This window comes from Arthrobacter sp. SIMBA_036, from assembly GCF_046535135.1.
Taxonomy (GTDB): Bacteria; Actinomycetota; Actinomycetes; order Actinomycetales; family Micrococcaceae; genus Arthrobacter.
The window spans coordinates 29,831-46,974 of record NZ_JAWRXG010000004.1 but is presented as its reverse complement, the minus strand read 5'-3'; the positions used below and the strand labels follow the sequence as shown (position 1 = coordinate 46,974).

The following is a 17,144-nucleotide window of genomic DNA, read 5'->3' as shown; positions in this document are numbered from 1 at the left end:
CCCCATTTACGGGGCTGGCAGGCGCTTTTGGCTGCTAGGCGGGTTAGTTCACGTAGGGGTCGGCAATGCCGATGTATTGGGTGGTGGTGTATTCGGCGATGCCTTCTGAGCCGCCTTCGCGGCCGAGGCCTGATTGCTTGACGCCGCCGAAGGGTGCTGCGGCGTTGGAAATGACGCCCGCGTTGAATCCGACCATGCCGAACTCAATCTGCTCGGCAACGCGCAGGAGCAGGTTGAAGTCCCGGCTGTAGAGGTAGGAAGCGAGGCCGTATTCGGTGGCGTTGGCGAGCCGGATGGCGTCTTCCTCGGTTTTGAAGGTGGTGACGGGGGCGACGGGACCGAAGATCTCCTGGCCCAGGATCGCCGCATCGTTGGGCACGTTGGCCAGGACTGTGGGCTGGTAGAAGTACCCGGGACCGTCGACGGGTGCGCCGCCGGTGACGGCGGTGGCTCCGGCGTCGACGGCGGCACTCACCAGAGCGTGCACGTCCTCTCTTGCGCCGGCATCGATGAGCGGACCGACCTGGGTAGCGGGTGCGGTGCCGCGGCCGGTAGTGAGGGCGCCCATCGCAGCGGCGAACTTGGCAGTGAACTCGGCGGCGACGGATTCCTGGACAAGGAACCGGTTGGCAGCGGTGCAGGCTTCGCCCATGTTTCGCATTTTGGCGGCCATGGCACCTTCGACGGCTTTATCAAGGTCGGCGTCCTCGAACACGATGAAGGGGGCATTCCCGCCCAGTTCCATGGAGGTGCGCAGCACGTTCTGCGCCGCGTCGGCCATCAGGCGTTTGCCGACCGGGGTGGAGCCCGTGAAGGAAACCTTGCGCAACCGCGGGTCGGCGAGCAGGGGCCCGGAAATGCCGGAGGCGGATGAGGAGGGAACGAGGTTGAGGACTCCGGCGGGCAGCCCGGCGTCGAGCATGGTCTGCGCGAAGTACTGGGCGGTGAGGGGCGTGAGTTTGGCGGGTTTGAGGACCATGGTGCAGCCGGCGGCGACGGCAGGGGCTACTTTGCGGGTGGCCATCGCCAGGGGGAAGTTCCAGGGCGTAATGAGCAGGCACGGCCCGACCGGTTTGTGTTGGACGAGGATCCTATTCTTGCCCTCTGGCGTAGGGAGGTAGCGCCCGTAATCGCGGACGGTTTCTTCGGAGAACCAGCGCAGGAACTCCGCCCCGTAGGTGACTTCGCCGCGGGCTTCGGCCAGGGGCTTGCCCATTTCCAGGGTCATCAGCAGGGCAAAGTCTTCGGCCCGTTCGGTGACCAGGTCAAAGGCCCGGCGGAGGATCTCGGCCCGCAGCCGGGGTGCGGTCCGCGCCCAGGACGCCTGGGCGGCGGCGGCGGCGTCGAGGGCGGCGACCGCGTCGTCGCTGGTCGCCGAGGCGAGTGTGGCGAGCACCTCCCCGGTGGCGGGATCGTGCACGTCAAACGTGCCGCCGTCGGACGCCGCCCGCCATTGCCCGCCAATCAAAAGGCCGGTAGGAACAGCGGCGAGCAATGCAGCTTCACGTTCGGGTGAAATGGCAGGGGAAAGCGCGGAGACAGTCATAAAGGGAAGTCCTTAGCAGTTGTAGGGGTTCGGCAGGCACAACACCGTTAGCGGATGCCGGGGCGTGGGCGGGTTCAACCGGGCCGGAGGCTGGTGGGGGTGGGTTAGTAGGCTTTGACCCTCTGCTCAACCACCAAATGGATGAGCGCGAACACGCGGTCCTCGTCGATGGCTTTCAGCGCTGCTGTGATAGCGGCAGGAATGTCCGCGTCATGTTCTACCTTGATGCCGAAGCCGCCAAAGGCCTGGGCCATGAGCGCAAACTCCGGGTTCTTCAATTGAGTGCCGGAGACCCGCTGGGGGTAGTGCCGTTCCTGGTGGGTCCGGATAGTGCCGTATTCCTGGTTGTCCATCACGATGACCAGGGGAGTGGCGCCGTACTGGGCCGCGGTGGCCAGTTCCTGGCCGTTCATGAGGAATTCCCCGTCACCGGCAATGGTCACCACCCGTCTGCCCGGGTATTCCAGTGACGCGGCGATAGCGGAGGGGACGGAGTAGCCCATGGAGCCGTTCCGGGCACTGATCATCGAGGCATAACGCTGGGTGGGGAAGTAGCGGTGGGCCCAGTTGGTGTGCTCGCCGGCGCCAAGGGTGACCATGGCGTCATGGGGGAGGGTCGGGACAAGGTTGGCCATCAGCGTGTCCATCCGTGCCGGACCAGGCGACGGCGTCGCCGACGGCAGCGCGGCGAAGGCAACCTGCTCGGCGCGCATCTTCGACGTCCAGGCCGTCCATTCGTCTTTGACAGGAAGGTCGATCTTGGCCAGGTCGCGGATAAAGACGTCCGGCTTTGCGAGGATTTGGTACGAGACGGGCCCGGAGCGGCCGCGGAGGGACGGGTCGATGGTGACGAGGAAGTTCTTCTTTGTCCAGTCCTGGCGGCAGAGGAATCCGTCGGTAATAACATCCCCCGGAACCGTGCCCACAAAGATCAGCAGGTCGGTTTCTTCCAGCAGGTCGTAGGTGGGGCGGGGCCGCCCATAACCAATGGGACCTACATAGGAGGGCGAATCGAAGGGGATGGTGCCTTCGGTGCGCCATTCGGCTGCGGCCGGGATGTGGTGCTTTTCCAGCCAGCGTGTGAGTTGGTCGGCTGCTTCCTGGGTCCAGTCGTTTCCGCCGGTGACAAACAGCGGCTTGCTGGATGCGGCCAGGGCATCGGCCAGCGCGGCCGCATCCACAGTGGTCATCCCACCCGTGGCGACCGGGATGGGAGGATGTAGTGCGGCGGGGATCTGCTGGCGGATGACGTCTTCGGGCAGGCCAACAACGACGGGACCGGGCCGTCCGCTCATCGCCGCGAACAGGGCTTCCGCGACAATTTCGGAGGCACGTGAGGCGTGATCCAGGACCATCACCCGCTTGGCGCCGGTGTCGAACCAGGCCTTGATGTCGAACTCCTGGAAGGCCTCGCGATCCCGGTGGGCGAAGGGAATCAACCCCACGAACAGAACCATGGGCGTGGAGTCCTGCCACGCAGTGTGCAGGCCGACGTGGGCGTTGGCTGCGCCAGGACCTCGGGTGACCATCGCAATGCCGGGCAGCTGATTCATCTTGCCGTCAGCCTCGGCCATGTACGTGGCCCCACCCTCGTGGCGGCACACGATGGTTTCTATGGACGAGCCGTGAAGTCCGTCAAGGACGTCAAGGAAGCTCTCACCCGGCACCACATGGGCCCGCTTGATGCCGTGGGCGGCCAGCGTATCAACGATGACGTGCCCCGCGGACTTGCGGGATATCGGCAGCAGATCCCCTGGCAGCTCGTCTTGCGCGGCTGTTACTTGAGTCATGGATAAAACCTTTTCGCTGGATGCCGCGTCGTTGCGCAACAGGATTCAGTGGGGGACGCGGTTACAGGAGAACGCTGAGCGGGTTCTGGATGCGCGCTTTGAAAGCGGCCAGCAATTGTGCTGCTACTGCGCCGTCGATTACCCGGTGGTCTGCGGAGAGGGTGCAGCTCATGACCGTGGCAACTGCCAACTGGCCGTCGCGCACCACCGGGCGCTGCTCGGCCGCCCCGACGGCCAGGATCCCTGCCTGGGGCGGGTTGAGGATAGCGGAGAACTCCCGTGTCCCGTACATTCCCAGGTTCGTGAGGCTGAAGGACCCGCCGTCGAGTTCCTGTTGCCGGATCCGGCCCGCGGCCGCGCGTTCTTTGTAGTCGCCCATGGTCCTGCCCAGGGAACTGAGGGAGAGGTTTTCCAGGCCGCGGACCACCGGCGTCAGCAGGCCGTCCGCGGTCGCGATGGCCACGGAGACATCCACCGTGGAATAGCGGCGGATGGCGTCTCCTTGCCAGGAAGCATTTGCGGCGGGCACGTCCACAAGTGCTCCTCCCAGGGCTTTGAGGACGAGGTCATTGACTGTTGCCTTCAGGCCTGCAGGGAGCGAGTCCTGGTTAATTTGCTTGCGTAAAGCCATGAGGGCGTCCATTTCGACGTCGATGGAGACATAGAAATGGGGAACGGTTGTCTTGGACTCGGTCAGCCGCCTGGCGATGGCCTTGCGCATGCCGGAGAGCGGTTCGTCCTGGAAGTTTTGCACGGCGGTAGTTTGGGACGAAGCTGTTGGGGCAGCGGCGAGGAGCTCTTCCGCCTTGGAGACGCGTTCCGGACTTGCTGCGTGCTGCCTGCGGGCGGCTTCGACGTCCCGGCGAAGGATCCTGCTGTTGGGTCCCGAGCCCGTTAAGGATGAAAGGTCGAGGCCAAGTTCTTTAGCGAGCTTTCGCGCCAAGGGTGACCCGAATATCCGCGAGTCCCGTCCCTGAGCGTTGCGGGACGGCTCCTGGCTCGCGTCCGGAGCCGCAAGTCGTGTATCACGCCTGGTTGTTGGTGCTTCACTGTCCTCGGGCACGGGATGCTCTGCAAGGCTGTGCGAAGCACCGCCGGCGGAGGCAATCTGCTTGTCAATGGACGCCTCGTCCTCTCCGGCTTCGACGAGCACGGCAATGGGCTCGCCGACACCCACGGAGGTTCCCGGCCGGATCAGCAGTCTCCCGACAGTTCCGGGAAACTCAGCCTGCAGTTCAACGGTGGCCTTCTCAGTTTCAATTTCGGCGATAGGTTGACCGGCTGCAATGGTGTCGCCTATTTTTACGAGCCAGTCCTGTAGAGCTGCCTCGGTGGCGTCTGCGACGACGGCCGGCATGGTGATGATGGTTGCCATGATGAATGTCCTTCGATGGATCCGGTTCAGGAAAGGCCGAGATTGCGGGCTATTTCGTCGAAGCCGGCAAGGACGTCGTTGAGATCGGCGTTGGCTGCAGCCTCAAGGACTTTCGAGATGCTCGGCGCGGCTTCCTTGCCCGTAACGCGTTGGATGGGCTGGTCGAGGTAATCGAAGAATCTGCGCTGGATCTCATCAGAGAGCCATCCGCCATATGAAGTACCGCGGGCACCCTGTTCGACGATCAGCACGTTGTTGGTTTTCTGGATTGAGGCCCCGATGGTTTCCCAGTCCAGGGATGCCCGGTCGAGCCACCGCAGATCGATGACTTCGGGATCGAGATCAAGACGGCGCTCGGCGGCCTGAAGCGAGACATCCACCATGTTCAGGTAGCTCAGGACAGTGACGCCTTCGCCCGCCCGCCGCACGGCAGCCTTGCCCACCGGCAACTGGTAGTCGAGATTCTCCGCGGGTATGTCTCCTTTGGTCCCGTAGAGGTCTACGTGCTCAAGGACAAGCACCGGGTCCTGGAGTTCCAAGGCCGTGTTCATCAGCCCGATGTAGTCCTGCGGTGTTGACGGCGCTACGATGCGCCAGCCCGGATTGTTGGCAAAGATCCCCGCCGGATCCATGGAATGCTGCGAGCCATAGCCGGCTCCCATTGCCACCTTGGACCGGAGCACCACAGGCATTGAGGACTGGCCACCGAACATGTGCCGGGCTTTGCCGATCTGGTTGAAAATCTGGTCAGCGGCGACCCATAGGAAGTCCGAGTACATGAACTCCACCACTGGCTTGTATCGGCCTGTCATGGACAGGCCGCCCGCCAGGCCCGCGAAGGCATTTTCGCTGATCGGAGTGCCCAGGACCCGGTCTGGATAAGCATCTTTCAGCCCGCGCGTAGCCCCGTTGGTGCCGCCTTTGAGCCGGTGCACGTCTTCGCCGAGGACCAGCACGCCCGGGTCCATGTCCATCCGGCGCCCGAGTACATCTGCAATGGCATCCACGAAGCGGCGTTCCACCGTGCCGTCTTCGGTTTGTTGGTCAGGTGCTGTGCCGGTCAATGCCGGTTCGCTCCTGATGTCCGTATCCACGGCAGCGGGATCCGGCCAAAGAATGGGGCGGATCCGGCGGGCCCCTTTGGCGCTCTCCGGGTCCTTCTCCGTGATTTCGTCCACAATCCGGGTGATTTGCTCGGTGATGTGCGAGGTGAGATCGTTCAGTTGTTCGTCCGTGAGGAGGCCGCGCCGGGTCATTTCTGCCGCCAGTTTGGCCAAAGGGTCGCGGTCACGCCATTGCTTCTCCTCCTCCTTGGTCCGGTAGCCGAAGGCGCTGCCGGGGAAGGGACCGTTCTGGTGGAAATAGCGGTAGGTGTCGGCCTCGATGAGGGTTGCTCCCTCGCCGGCGCGCATGTGCTCCACGGCTGCCTTTTGGGCGAGGTAAACCGCCAGGGGATCCATGCCGTCCACGCGCCAGGACCTGATTCCGAAGCCCGGGCCACGAGCGGCCAGCCGAGGTTCACCGGTAACGTCGGCAACATGGGTCGAGACAGCGTAGAGATTGTTTTCGATGTAGAAGCACAGCGGCAGACGCCAGGCAGCAGCCAGATTCATGGTCTCCAGCGTTGACCCGATGTTCGAGGCGCCGTCACCGAAATAGGTCACCGTGACCCCCATTCCGCCTGCCTGCCCGCCGTCGCCCTGGATTTCTGCGTCATGGCGCTGGGCCCAGGCATTGCCCGCGGCAAGTGGCACTCCGCCACCCACGATCGCGTTTGTCCCCAAAGCTCCGGCCTCAAGCCACTGCAGGTGCATTGAGCCGCCCCTGCCGCCGCTGAAGCCCGCCTTGAGGCCCAAAATCTCGGACATCGTCCGTCGGATGAATTCCGTGACCTGGTCGTTTTTTATACCGTCGATGATCGACATACCGTTCGGGGACAGATAGGCAAGACCCTTTGCCAGGAATTGGTGATGGCCGCGGTGGGTGCCGTTGACGCCGTCGGCTCCCTGCAGCGCCAAAACGGATCCCACTGCTGCTCCCTCCTGGCCAATGCTGGAGTGGGCGGGGCCGTGTACCAGGCCTTCTGCTGCCAGTTGCAGGACGATTTCCTCAAAAATCCGGATGGTGTGCATTTGCACCAGCATGGATTCGAGCAACTCGGGAGCTGCTGCGTCCCAGTCTTCGCGGGTTGTATGCAGCTCTGTGCACTCTGTCGAGTAGGTCAAGGGCGTAGTGGTTGACATCTTTGGCTCCCAAGGGCGTACGTGCATCGCTTATGCGTTCGTCCCACCATAGGACTTCGAATGGATCCAATACAAGCAAAACTACCCGGTATTGCACGCCATAGTTCTATGAATGGATCCATTCGTGGCGAGTCCGTATGCTGTACGCATGGCAATGGAAGCTGTGCTGTTGAAGAAGTCGGGCGCTGCAAGCCAGCGCATCGCAGACGAACTAAGTCAGAGGATCCTCGACGGGGACCTCGCGCCCGGCACGAGGATCCGACAGGAGCAGATAGCGGAAGAATTCGGCGTGAGCAGACTTCCGATTCGTGAGGCGTTGCGCATCCTCGAATCACATGGGCTCGTTACACTTGTTGCGTCCTCCGGGGCCTGGGTCAGCTCCATGAACCTCGCTGAGTGCCAGGAGACGTATCTGATCCGCGAACGCATTGAGCCGCTCGCGCTGGGGCAGGCCATCGGCAACGTCAGCACGGAGACCGTGGATCGGCTCAGCCAGCTGGCCAGTGACATGGAGAACTGCCAGGTGGTAGAGGACTTCGTCGAACTGGACCGTGAATTCCATCTATTGAGCTTCCGGGACGCGGGCATGCCGACCTTACTGGAGATGGTGGTGAGGCTCTGGAACACCACCCAGCATTACCGGCGTGCGTACGTGCAGCTGATCGGTCCCGAGGGGCTCGAAGACACAAATTTGGAACACCGCCTCATCCTGGCGGCCATCCGGCGCCGTGACACCCGCTCTGCGGAGGAATTGTTGGCCATGCATGTCCGCAAAACCCGCGTTGCCTTGCTTGACCACCCTGAAATATTCGATCGCTAGAGACATTTGGTTGGAGAAATACATGAACCAGGACGCCGGACAGCAAGACACTGCCCTCAGGGAACGGCGAGGCTTGCCGGGTATCCGTGGGACGGACCACATCGGGTTCACCGTGCCCGACATGGAACAAGCTCACGAATTCTTCGTCAATGTCATAGGGTGCCAGCACGTTTACTCCCTGGGCCCCTACCCGCAGGATCCCGAGTTGATGCGGACCAAACTCAACGTCCACCCAAAGGCGACGCTGGCGGAGATACGCTTTTACCGTTGCTTTAACGGGTCGAATTTTGAGGTCTTCAACTATTCCTCCCCTGATCAACGGCGGGAACAGCCCCGCAACAGCGACATTGGGGGGCATCACCTCGCCTTCTACGTCGAGGATCTCGATGTAGCCGTGGATTACCTCAAAAGACAGGGGATCGAAGTCCTTGGAGAACCGACCTCGAGTTCAGGCGCCAGCGAGGGCCAGCGCTGGGTCTATTTCCTGGCGCCATGGGGGATGCAATTCGAACTCGTCTCCTTTCCACAAGGAAAAGCGTACGAATCGCAGAGCTCACTGCAGCTCTGGATGCCCTAAAAAGGCGCTACTCCAATCCCGGGTCCAGTCGCACCGCAGACCAGCTGATCCTAACCCGCACGGAGTCTCTGCGAGCGGGTGGCGGCGTCGTCCAGGGCCTGGATTAACGCGTGATTGAATCGCGGTTGTGGATGAGGAGATCAACCTTCTGTGACATACGCTCCCGCTCATAATCAGCAGCTCCCGAAGTTTAGGGTCGGGGTCCGCGATCACAATCTCCTGCGGCTGGTCCAAGAATGGCAGGATCTCACTGATAATCCTCGTCCGAATGCCGGCATCAATCGGGGCCGCGGACTTTCTGCACCCGGTCCACGAGAGGGTCGTCATAGACGCCGTAGCCGTTGTCGAGCCGGCGCGGCACCACCAGCCCCTGCTCTTCGTAATACCTGAGCATGCGGGCCGGCGCCCCTGACCGGTGTGCCAATTCTCCGAGCGCATAGCGCTCCTCCGTCGTCTTTCCGGCCTGACGTAAGCACTAGCGACAACCCAACAATAAGTCGCGGTCCGCAACGCTCGGATGACGAAAGTGTTGCTATTAGTCTGAAAGTTTTCCTTGACGCAGAGCCCGAAGCGTAAGTACTGTCGGCATACCGACCCCGAACTTACGATTCGGGCGGTCATCCCATGCATCCCAGCTGCCCTTGGCGCTGGCATAGCGCGCTCAGGAGAACAATGCGGACAACGAAGTCGCAGGCCGTAAAGGCTGTTGAACCGACGGCGGGGCAACTAACGCCCGCCACCGATTTACCCCCCGCAACACCCACGGAGTTTGGCCCGCAGCAGAAGAAACTGTTGCGCCGGACCATCGCGGGCAGTGCTGTAGGCAACATCATGGAGCAATACGATTTCGCCTTGTACGCCTCGGCGGCGGCGCTAATTTTCGGAAAACTGTTTTTTCCTAGCTTCGACCCGGTTGTGGCCCTGCTTGCGGCGTTCACGACCCAGGCCGTTGGATTTATTGCCCGACCGCTCGGCAGCCTGGTAGCCGGGCATGTCGGTGATCTCCATGGTCGAAAGCGCGTCCTGGTGGCCATGCTGCTCATCGCAGGCATTTCGACTACGGCCATCGGGCTTCTTCCGACCTACGCTGCCATCGGAATCTGGGCGCCAATTTTCCTCGTCATACTGCGCTTTGTTCAGGGCTTTTCCTTCGGCGGAGAATACGGAGGCGCCATTTTGATGGTGAGTGAGACGGCCCCCCGGGAAAAGCGGGGCTTCTACACAGGCTTCATCCCGGCATCATCAGCGCTCGGCGGCGTGCTTTCGACAGTTGTACTTTTCGCCGTGAGTCTTTTGCCGTCGGAAACTTTCGAGGCATGGGGCTGGAGAATCCCGTTCCTGCTATCGATTATCCTCGTCGTGACTGGCCTTATCATCCGGCTTCGGCTCAAGGAGACGCCGGTATACAAAGACGCAGAGGTGAAGGGAAAAACCACCCGTAAACCCATCCTTGAAGTGATTAAGACCAATCCCAAGCAACTTCTCCTGGCCGCGGGAATCAGTTTCGGATTCGGCACCCTCAATTACGTTGTGCTGGGGTGGTTGTTGAGCTACACCGCTGTGGACCTCAAGGTTGGCGCGGGCCTGGGGTTGATTGCCTTGGTGATTGGCTATGTCTTCTATGGCATCAGTGACTGGGTGAGCTCTGCGATCTCCGACCGGGTAGGTCGACGCCCCGTCATCCTCACGGGTGGAATTGCTTACGGGGTCTGGGCATTTCCGATGTTCGCCATGGTCGACACCAAGAGTCCCGTACTCATCGTGGTGGCAATGGCCGTCTCCCTTACCCTAAGTGGCATGATTTATGGCCCGCTGGCCTCTTTGATCAGTGAGCTCTTCGCCACCAAGTTCCGCTACAGCGGTGCGTCGATGGGCTACCAGCTCGGACAGACCCTGGGTGGCGGATTCTCGCCCCTGATCGCGACCGGCCTGTACGCAGCAACTCTGGCTTCCTGGTCAGTCGCCATCTACCTCGTCATCGCCGGGCTTATCACAGCAGCGTGCGTATTCTTCCTGACGGAAACCGCGGGGCGAGACCTCACTCACTGACCGTCAGCCAGCTGTCACCGACTCTGCCCGCCAGGAGCGGGCAGAGCCTGGCCCAGGAGTTGGGCCCAAGCCCAGCGTGACGCGTATTCCGGCGTTGTTGGCGTGGATACCTCTGTCCGCCGGTACAGCCCGCGATTAGCCTTATTTGAGAACGAGGCTCAGCGGGACAACCCTCGCACCGCCAGCAAAGCAGCGCTTGTTGTGAACGGCCAGGATCACATGCCCCCGCGCCGTTCGTTCTGCCATAACCCCATGCTCTGTTTGAAGAGCACATCACTGCGAAGGTATTCGACGGCAATGGACTACAGTTCCGAAAATTCCATTACATTGACAATCCAGCGACGCTCCGAATTGGAGCATCGGCTCGATAATGCCGTTGGAAAGCTTCTAAAAAACGTAAAACTGCGGAGGCAGGGCATGCTGGTGACGCGTAGCAGCCCAGAGACCTTTACCGTCAGCTTGAGCGAAAAAGTACCGTACGGCACAACCCTGGAGAAAGTGAACTGGTTGTGACGACGGCGACTGTCGACGGTGTCGGGTTTCGGTCCCGGCGGGGGCCCATCCTTATTGCCCTGATGGTTTCGTCTGGCCTCGTGGCGATTGATTCGACGATTGTGGCGACGGCCGTACCTTCGATCGTGCAAGATGTTGGGGGCTTCACATCTTTTCCGTGGCTTTTCTCGGCTTATTTGTTGGCGCAGGCTGTCTCCGTGCCCGTATACGCGAAACTCTCGGACGTCGTTGGCCGTAAACCGATAATTCTTAGCGGTATCACTCTTTTCCTGCTCGGCTCGATCCTTTGCGGAGTGGCCTGGAGCATGCCGGCCCTCATTGCGTTCCGCGTGCTGCAGGGCCTGGGTGCCGGAGCAGTCCTGCCGACGGCGATGACTATCGTCGGCGACATCTACACGCCGACTGAACGGGCTAAGGTGCAAGGCTACCTTGCCAGCGTGTGGGCACTTTCGTCAGTCGCGGGCCCAACCTTAGGCGGCTTGTTCGCGTCGCTCGGCATCTGGCGTGGGATCTTCCTTCTAAACATCCCGCTCTGCCTCCTGGCCGGGTGGATGCTGATCCGAGCGTTCCACGAACGTATCGAGCGCGCCAAGCACCGGGTGGACTATTTAGGGGCGGTACTGCTAACTCTTTCCCTTAGCCTGCTGATCCTCGGGGCTCTCGAGGGCGGCGTGGCATGGGCTTGGAACTCCCTCACCAGCATCTCCGTGTTTGGAGTCGGGGCGCTCCTGTTCGCGGTGTTCGTTCTGGTCGAGAGGAGGGCAGCAGAGCCGGTGCTGCCGCCGTGGGTAGTGTCCCGGCGTCTGCTGGCCACGACGTCGATGATTTCTTTCGGCATCGGTGCAATCATGTTCGGTCTTACTTCCTACGTGCCCACGTTCCTCTTAGGATCCCTCTCGACCTCCCCGGTTCTGGCAGGGCTCGCCCTGGCAGCATTGACCATCGGCTGGCCGATCAGTGCTTCACAGGCTGGCCGGTTCTATTTCCGGATTGGCTATCGGAGGACGGCACTCATCGGTGTCATGGTCGCAGTCATCGGTACATCCATCCTTACGCTCACGGCCTCTTCCCCCAACGTTCCAGTTGTGGCGGCGTGTTGTTTCGTCGTCGGACTGGGACTGGGGCTGGTAGCGACCCCGATCCTCATTGCCGCCCAGTCAAGCGTCGCATGGAATGAGCGCGGCGTCGTCACGGGTACTAATCTCTTCGCCCGTTCGATTGGAAGCTCCATCGGCGTCGCCGTTTTCGGGGCAGTAGCTAACTCGATATATGCCGGCGTCCCCGGCGGCGATTCTGACCCGCACACAATTGTGTCTGCGACTACTGCTGTCTTCGTGGCCGTACTGATCAGTGCCATACTCACCGTAGTCGCCGTTATCGCGATGCCCGCGGTCGAAGCCAAGGGCAACACCCTTGAGGCATCGGTCGAGACCGGTGCGGCCTCCGCGCATGGTTAGAATCCTTGGCTCTGTAGATCTGTGAACTTGTCGAATCGGACCGCCGCCGATGTTCCGTCGATCTATTAGCAGCCCATACGGTGACAGTGGCCGGCGTCGTGATGACCGGAGGAAATCTGTCGGCGCAGGGTACTAGGCGGTTTTCTCTATGGTTACCGACTGGACGTTCTCGCGTTCCTGCAGGGCTCCGGTTACTGAGGCTGTGAGGCTGTTGGCGACGTGGGTGCGGGCGAGTTCGGCTGCGCCGGGACCATCGCCGGCGGCTACGAGTTCAAAAATCTGGTGGTGCTGGTTCAGGTCGATGGTCCGGGGTTCATCACCTGATGGAAGTTCCAGGCCGAGGCGGCGGTAGCGGTCTGACTTGTCCCACAGGTCATCCAGGAGCTTGATCATGCTGGCGTTGTGCGAGGCGGTGTAGACGGCCCGGTGGAATTCGCGGTGTGCCGTGATGGCGTCCTCGCCCCAGACCCTGGTGACAGGCAGTAGTTTCTCCGCTGCAGTCCGGATGGCGACGATGTCAGCTTCGGTCCTGCGGTGTGCCGCCAACTCGGTCGCTGACGGCTCCAGCGAGAGGCGGACCTCCAGCAGCTCGCGGGCCTCGGAAGCGCTCACGTCAGCCACACGGGAGTCCCGGTGGGTATCCATGATGATCAGGCCCTCGCTTGAGAGTCGGCGGATCGCTTCCCGCAGGGGAGTGATGCTCATCTGCATGTTGTCCGCCAGTTCGTATTGGGAGACGCGTGAGCCGGGGGCAAGGCCGCCCGAGAGGATCAGTTGGCGGAGTTCGCTGTACGCCAGACTGCCCTTACTGGAAAAGACGTTCGTGGTGCTCATCTGACGCTCCAAATCTCTTACTGAAGATGGGGGCCGCCTCGCTCCCTTGAGACATCTTATAAGAAATTCCGTCCTAAGACTTGTGTGCCCCGTCACCCGCCGCTAGCCTTGAGTCAGTTCTTATAAGATATTCGTTCGAAGGGCTGCTGCCCTCGCCATCTCGGGTTGTCCTCAACCCGCACCTTATAAGAAATAAGACCACCCCTCAGGAGAAATTCAAAGATGAAAATCGTTTCCGCCCACGTCGGCACCATCCCCATCAGTTCCTCCATCCGGAACGCTTTTATTGACTTCACCAAGATGGACTGCACGATCATCGCGCTCGTCTCCGACGTGTTCGTCGACGGAAAACCGCTGGTTGGCTACGGCTTCAACTCCAACGGCCGCTACAACGCGACAGGCATCCTGAAGGACCGCATTCTTCCGCGCATCATGGATGCTCCGTCCGAGGACCTTCTCGATGAGGACGGCCAGCTCTCGCCGGAGAAGGCGTGGGACCTGATGATGTCCAACGAGAAGCCCGGCGGACACGGCGAACGCTCGGTCGCCGTCGGCGTGGCCGACATGGCCCTGCATGATCTTGCCGCGAAGATCGCCGGCGTCCCGCTGTACCGGTGGATCTCGGACCACTACGGTGACGGCAACCCGGACAAGGACGTCTTCGTTTACGCAGCCGGTGGCTACTACGCCCCGGGCAAGAGCCTCGAGGACCTGCAGAACGAAATGCGCGGCTTCCTCGCCAAGGGTTACAACGTGGTCAAAATGAAGATCGGCGGGGCCGACCTGGCCGAGGACCTCCGCCGCATCGAAGCCGTGATCGAGGTCCTCGACGGTGACGCTTCCCGCCTGATGGTGGACGTCAACGGCAAGTTCGACCTGGAGACGGCACTGGAATACGGCAAAGCCATCGACCAGTACGGTTTGTTCTGGTACGAGGAAGTCGGCGACCCGCTGGACTACGCCCTGAACGCCACTCTCTCCGAGCACTACAGGAACCCGATCGCCACCGGAGAGAACCTGTTCTCGCTCCAGGACGCACGGAACCTGGTCCGTTACGGCGGGATGCGCCCGGACCGCGACTTCATCCAGGTCGACCCGGCGCTGAGCTACGGCCTGACCGAATACCGCCGAATCCAGGACATGCTCGCCCAGCACGGCTGGTCTTCCCGCCGCTGCATCCCCCACGGCGGACACCAGTTCTCGCTGCACATCGCCGCAGCCCTCAAGCTCGGCGGCAACGAATCCTACCCGGGCGAGTTCCAGCCCACCGGCGGCTTCACCGACGACGCCGTCATCGTCAACAGCCGCGTAGCCCCCGGCGACCTGCCCGGCATCGGCCTCGAAGACAAGGCCGAGTTCTACAAAGTCCTGCGCGAACTGCACAACTAAACCAATCCGGTAGTGCCCCGGTCCCGGGCAGCGCCACTGCCCGGGACCGCACCCCTCCAGCTTTCACTGTCTGTCGTGCAAAGGAGCACCCAAGATGTCATCCCACACCATGCAGAACCCGCAACATTCCGCCCCGCCCAAGCAGCGATCCCGGTTCGGCCAGCTACTGCGTGAACTCTGGTTCCAGGTGCTCCTCGGCGGAGTCCTCGGAATCCTCGTCGGTTTCCTCCTGCCGTCAGTCGGCCAACAACTCACCCCCTTGAGCGATTGGTTCATCGCACTCGTAAAGATGATCATCATCCTGGTCGTCTTCTGCGTCGTGACCCTCGGTGTCGCCTCCATGGACAGCCTGCCCAAGGCAGGGCGCATCGGCATCAAGGCCCTTGGCTACTTCATTGTTCTCTCGCTCATCTCGATGCTCATCGGCCTCGTCGTCGCCAACGTCTTCCACCCCGGCGACGGCATGAACATCGACGTCTCCAAGCTGAACGGCGACAAGATCCCGGGCGCCGGCAAGAGCTTTGACGGCCTCGAGTTCGTCACAAGCCTGATCCCCACCTCATTCTTCGGCGCCCTGACAGGCAGCGCCATCCCGGCCGCGCTCCTGGTTTCCATCGTCTTCGGTGCAGCCCTGAACCTCTCGGGTGAATCAGGTGCCGTGCTCACCAGCGGCATCCGGGCCCTGTCCACGGTGGTGTTCAGGATCGTTGGCTGGCTCATGCGGCTCGCGCCCTTCGGCACCTTTGGCGCCCTCGCCGCCGTCGTTGCCAAATACGGGTTCATCAGCCTTCAGCAACTCGGGTACCTCATCCTGCTCTTTACCCTTACCTGCATCGTCTACGTCCTCGTGGTCCTGGGCATCATTGCCAAGTCCTGCGGACTGAACATCTTCACGGTCATGCGCTACTTCAAAGACGAACTCCTGATCGCCCTCGCCACGTGCTCAAGCGAGGCCGTGCTCCCGCAGGTGATGAAGAAGCTCGAAAACATGGGCGTCGGCAAGCCCACCGTTGGCATCGTCATCCCGTCCGCGTTCTCCTTCAACCTCGACGGATCCGCGATCTACCTGACCATGGCCTCCGTGTTCCTGGCCCAGGCTGTTGGAATCCACCTCTCAAGGGAACAACAACTGGCCATGGTGGGCATCATGATGATCTCCAGCAAGGGCACCGCAGGCGTCACGGGCGGGGCCTTCATCGTCCTGGCCGGCTCCCTCGGAGCCGTAAGCGGCATCCCCACCGCTGCACTTGCCCTTATTGTCGGCGTCGACCGGCTCCTCAACGAAGGCCGCGTCTTCATCAACGTCATCGGCAACGTCCTCGCGGCCGTCGTGATCGGCAAATGGGAGAGGGACTTCGACCCGGAACAAGCCCGCAAAACCCTGCACGCCTCCGGTCAGAAAAAACCTGCCATCGAGTCAAAGACACCGGCCTCCGTAGAAGCGGACAAGGTCGAGGTCCACTAACACCGCATCACGCAGGGCCGCCGCGCACTACGCGGCGGCCCTAACAGCATGAACCGTACAACCGCAGACGGCCGCGCATCCGCACAGCAAAAAGAGGAACCCACTCGCACCATGGCTGCCCGTATCCTGATCACCACCGACTACCTCCACCCCGGAGACGCCGTGGACCAGCTCCTCCGAGGCCACGGACTGGAGCCCGTCCATTCGCCAGCCCGCGGCCCGAGGCCTCTTGCGGGACGTCGCTCGTTGTTCGACGGCATGTCCGGCGCGATCCTCGCCAGCGAACCGGTCACCGCCGACATGCTCGCACATGCCACGTCGCTGAAAGTCATCGCCCGCAGCGGCGTGGGGTACGACTCCATCGACGTCCAGGCCGCCGCCGGACAGGGAATCAGGGTCTGCAACGCCCCCGGAACCAACCACCACTCGGTCGCCGAACTGACCCTCGGACTGATCATCATGGCCGCACGCCGCCTCTTGGAGGTCACCACCGCCGTCCGTAACGGCCAGTGGCCCCGCGAAGCGGGCCATGAACTGCGAGGATCCACCCTGGGCATCATCGGCTATGGCCCCGGCGGACGGGCCACGGCAAAACTGGGTGCCGCCCTCGGCATGAACGTCCTGGTCAGCACCGCCCACCGCGACCCTGAAAATGCCGCGGTACTGTTCACAGATCTCGACACCGTCATCCGCAACGCCGACTACCTCTCCCTGCACACGCGCGCAGGCCAGGGTACCGACTGGCTCATCGACGCGCCCCGGCTGCACGCGATGAAGCCCACCGCAGTGCTCATCAACACTGCCCGCGGCTCACTCGTGGATGAAGAGGCCCTGGCCAAGGCACTCTCCGACGGCACCATCGCCGGCGCCGCGCTGGACGTGCTCGAGAGCGAACCGTTGCCCGGCGACAGCCCCCTATGCGGCCTGGAGAATGTGCTCATCACCTCCCACCTCGCCGGACAAACGATCGAGGCACGGGCACGGGCCGGCCTGGCGGCCGCGCACGCCGTCATCGACGTCCTTGAGAACCGCGAACCGGCACACCCGGTCGACCGCTAACCCCGAAACAAAGACAAGAAGGAAACC

12 protein-coding genes and 1 pseudogene are annotated in these 17,144 nt (G+C 62.1%); 7 read left to right on the top strand and 6 right to left on the bottom strand.

Features of this window, described 5'->3' with window-relative positions; all coding sequences use genetic code 11:
- Positions 1-43: 43 nt before the first annotated feature.
- The 4 genes from SB659_RS06805 to SB659_RS06790 all read right to left on the bottom strand — a co-directional run bounded on the left by SB659_RS06805 (position 44) and on the right by SB659_RS06790 (position 6,954).
- The gene (locus tag SB659_RS06805) at positions 44-1,546 is read right to left on the bottom strand and encodes an NAD-dependent succinate-semialdehyde dehydrogenase (protein ID WP_410549910.1); all 1,503 of its coding nucleotides are present in this window, start codon (positions 1,544-1,546) and stop codon (positions 44-46) included.
- 104 nt (positions 1,547-1,650) lie between these two features.
- Positions 1,651-3,336: a thiamine pyrophosphate-dependent enzyme gene (locus SB659_RS06800; RefSeq protein ID WP_410549909.1), complete on the bottom strand. Its 1,686-nt coding sequence runs from the start codon at positions 3,334-3,336 to the stop codon at positions 1,651-1,653.
- A 61-nt stretch (positions 3,337-3,397) separates the two neighbouring features.
- The gene (locus SB659_RS06795) at positions 3,398-4,711 is read right to left on the bottom strand and encodes a dihydrolipoamide acetyltransferase family protein (RefSeq protein WP_410549908.1); all 1,314 of its coding nucleotides are present in this window, start codon (positions 4,709-4,711) and stop codon (positions 3,398-3,400) included.
- Between the two features lie 26 nt (positions 4,712-4,737).
- Positions 4,738-6,954, bottom strand: coding sequence for a thiamine pyrophosphate-dependent enzyme (locus SB659_RS06790; protein WP_410549907.1), 2,217 nt, complete (start codon positions 6,952-6,954; stop codon positions 4,738-4,740).
- Between the two features lie 148 nt (positions 6,955-7,102).
- Between SB659_RS06790 and SB659_RS06785 the strand changes: the two genes are divergently transcribed.
- The gene (locus SB659_RS06785) at positions 7,103-7,774 is read left to right on the top strand and encodes a GntR family transcriptional regulator (protein ID WP_410549906.1); all 672 of its coding nucleotides are present in this window, start codon (positions 7,103-7,105) and stop codon (positions 7,772-7,774) included.
- A 22-nt stretch (positions 7,775-7,796) separates the two neighbouring features.
- Complete coding sequence (locus SB659_RS06780; RefSeq protein WP_410549905.1) at positions 7,797-8,351, top strand: VOC family protein; 555 nt, start codon at positions 7,797-7,799, stop codon at positions 8,349-8,351.
- Positions 8,352-8,628: 277 nt separating this feature from the next.
- Here the strand turns inward: SB659_RS06780 and SB659_RS06775 are convergent.
- Positions 8,629-8,778, bottom strand: a pseudogene (locus tag SB659_RS06775) (MerR family DNA-binding transcriptional regulator); the annotation flags it as partial.
- 245 nt (positions 8,779-9,023) lie between these two features.
- Between SB659_RS06775 and SB659_RS06770 the strand changes: the two are divergent.
- Together SB659_RS06770 and SB659_RS06765 are read left to right on the top strand one after the other, a co-directional pair.
- Entirely contained in the window at positions 9,024-10,400 is a 1,377-nt protein-coding gene (locus SB659_RS06770) for an MFS transporter (RefSeq protein WP_410549904.1), read from the top strand.
- A 509-nt stretch (positions 10,401-10,909) separates the two neighbouring features.
- Positions 10,910-12,370, top strand: a complete 1,461-nt coding sequence (locus SB659_RS06765) for an MFS transporter (RefSeq protein ID WP_410549903.1) — start codon at positions 10,910-10,912, stop codon at positions 12,368-12,370.
- Positions 12,371-12,502: 132 nt separating this feature from the next.
- On the opposite strand, the gene SB659_RS06760 is transcribed toward SB659_RS06765, so the two are convergent.
- A complete protein-coding gene (locus tag SB659_RS06760; RefSeq protein WP_410549902.1) occupies positions 12,503-13,204 on the bottom strand; it encodes a GntR family transcriptional regulator in 702 nt (233 codons plus the stop codon).
- Positions 13,205-13,426: 222 nt separating this feature from the next.
- Here SB659_RS06760 and SB659_RS06755 point away from each other — a divergent pair, with 222 nt between their 5' ends.
- The 3 genes from SB659_RS06755 (at position 13,427) to SB659_RS06745 (ending at position 17,117) form a co-directional block, all read left to right on the top strand.
- Complete coding sequence (locus tag SB659_RS06755; protein WP_410549901.1) at positions 13,427-14,593, top strand: mandelate racemase/muconate lactonizing enzyme family protein; 1,167 nt, start codon at positions 13,427-13,429, stop codon at positions 14,591-14,593.
- Between the two features lie 94 nt (positions 14,594-14,687).
- Positions 14,688-16,058, top strand: coding sequence for a cation:dicarboxylate symporter family transporter (locus SB659_RS06750; RefSeq protein ID WP_410549900.1), 1,371 nt, complete (start codon positions 14,688-14,690; stop codon positions 16,056-16,058).
- A gap of 48 nt (positions 16,059-16,106) precedes the next feature.
- A complete protein-coding gene (locus SB659_RS06745; protein WP_410549899.1) occupies positions 16,107-17,117 on the top strand; it encodes a phosphoglycerate dehydrogenase in 1,011 nt (336 codons plus the stop codon).
- Positions 17,118-17,144 lie beyond the last annotated feature (27 nt).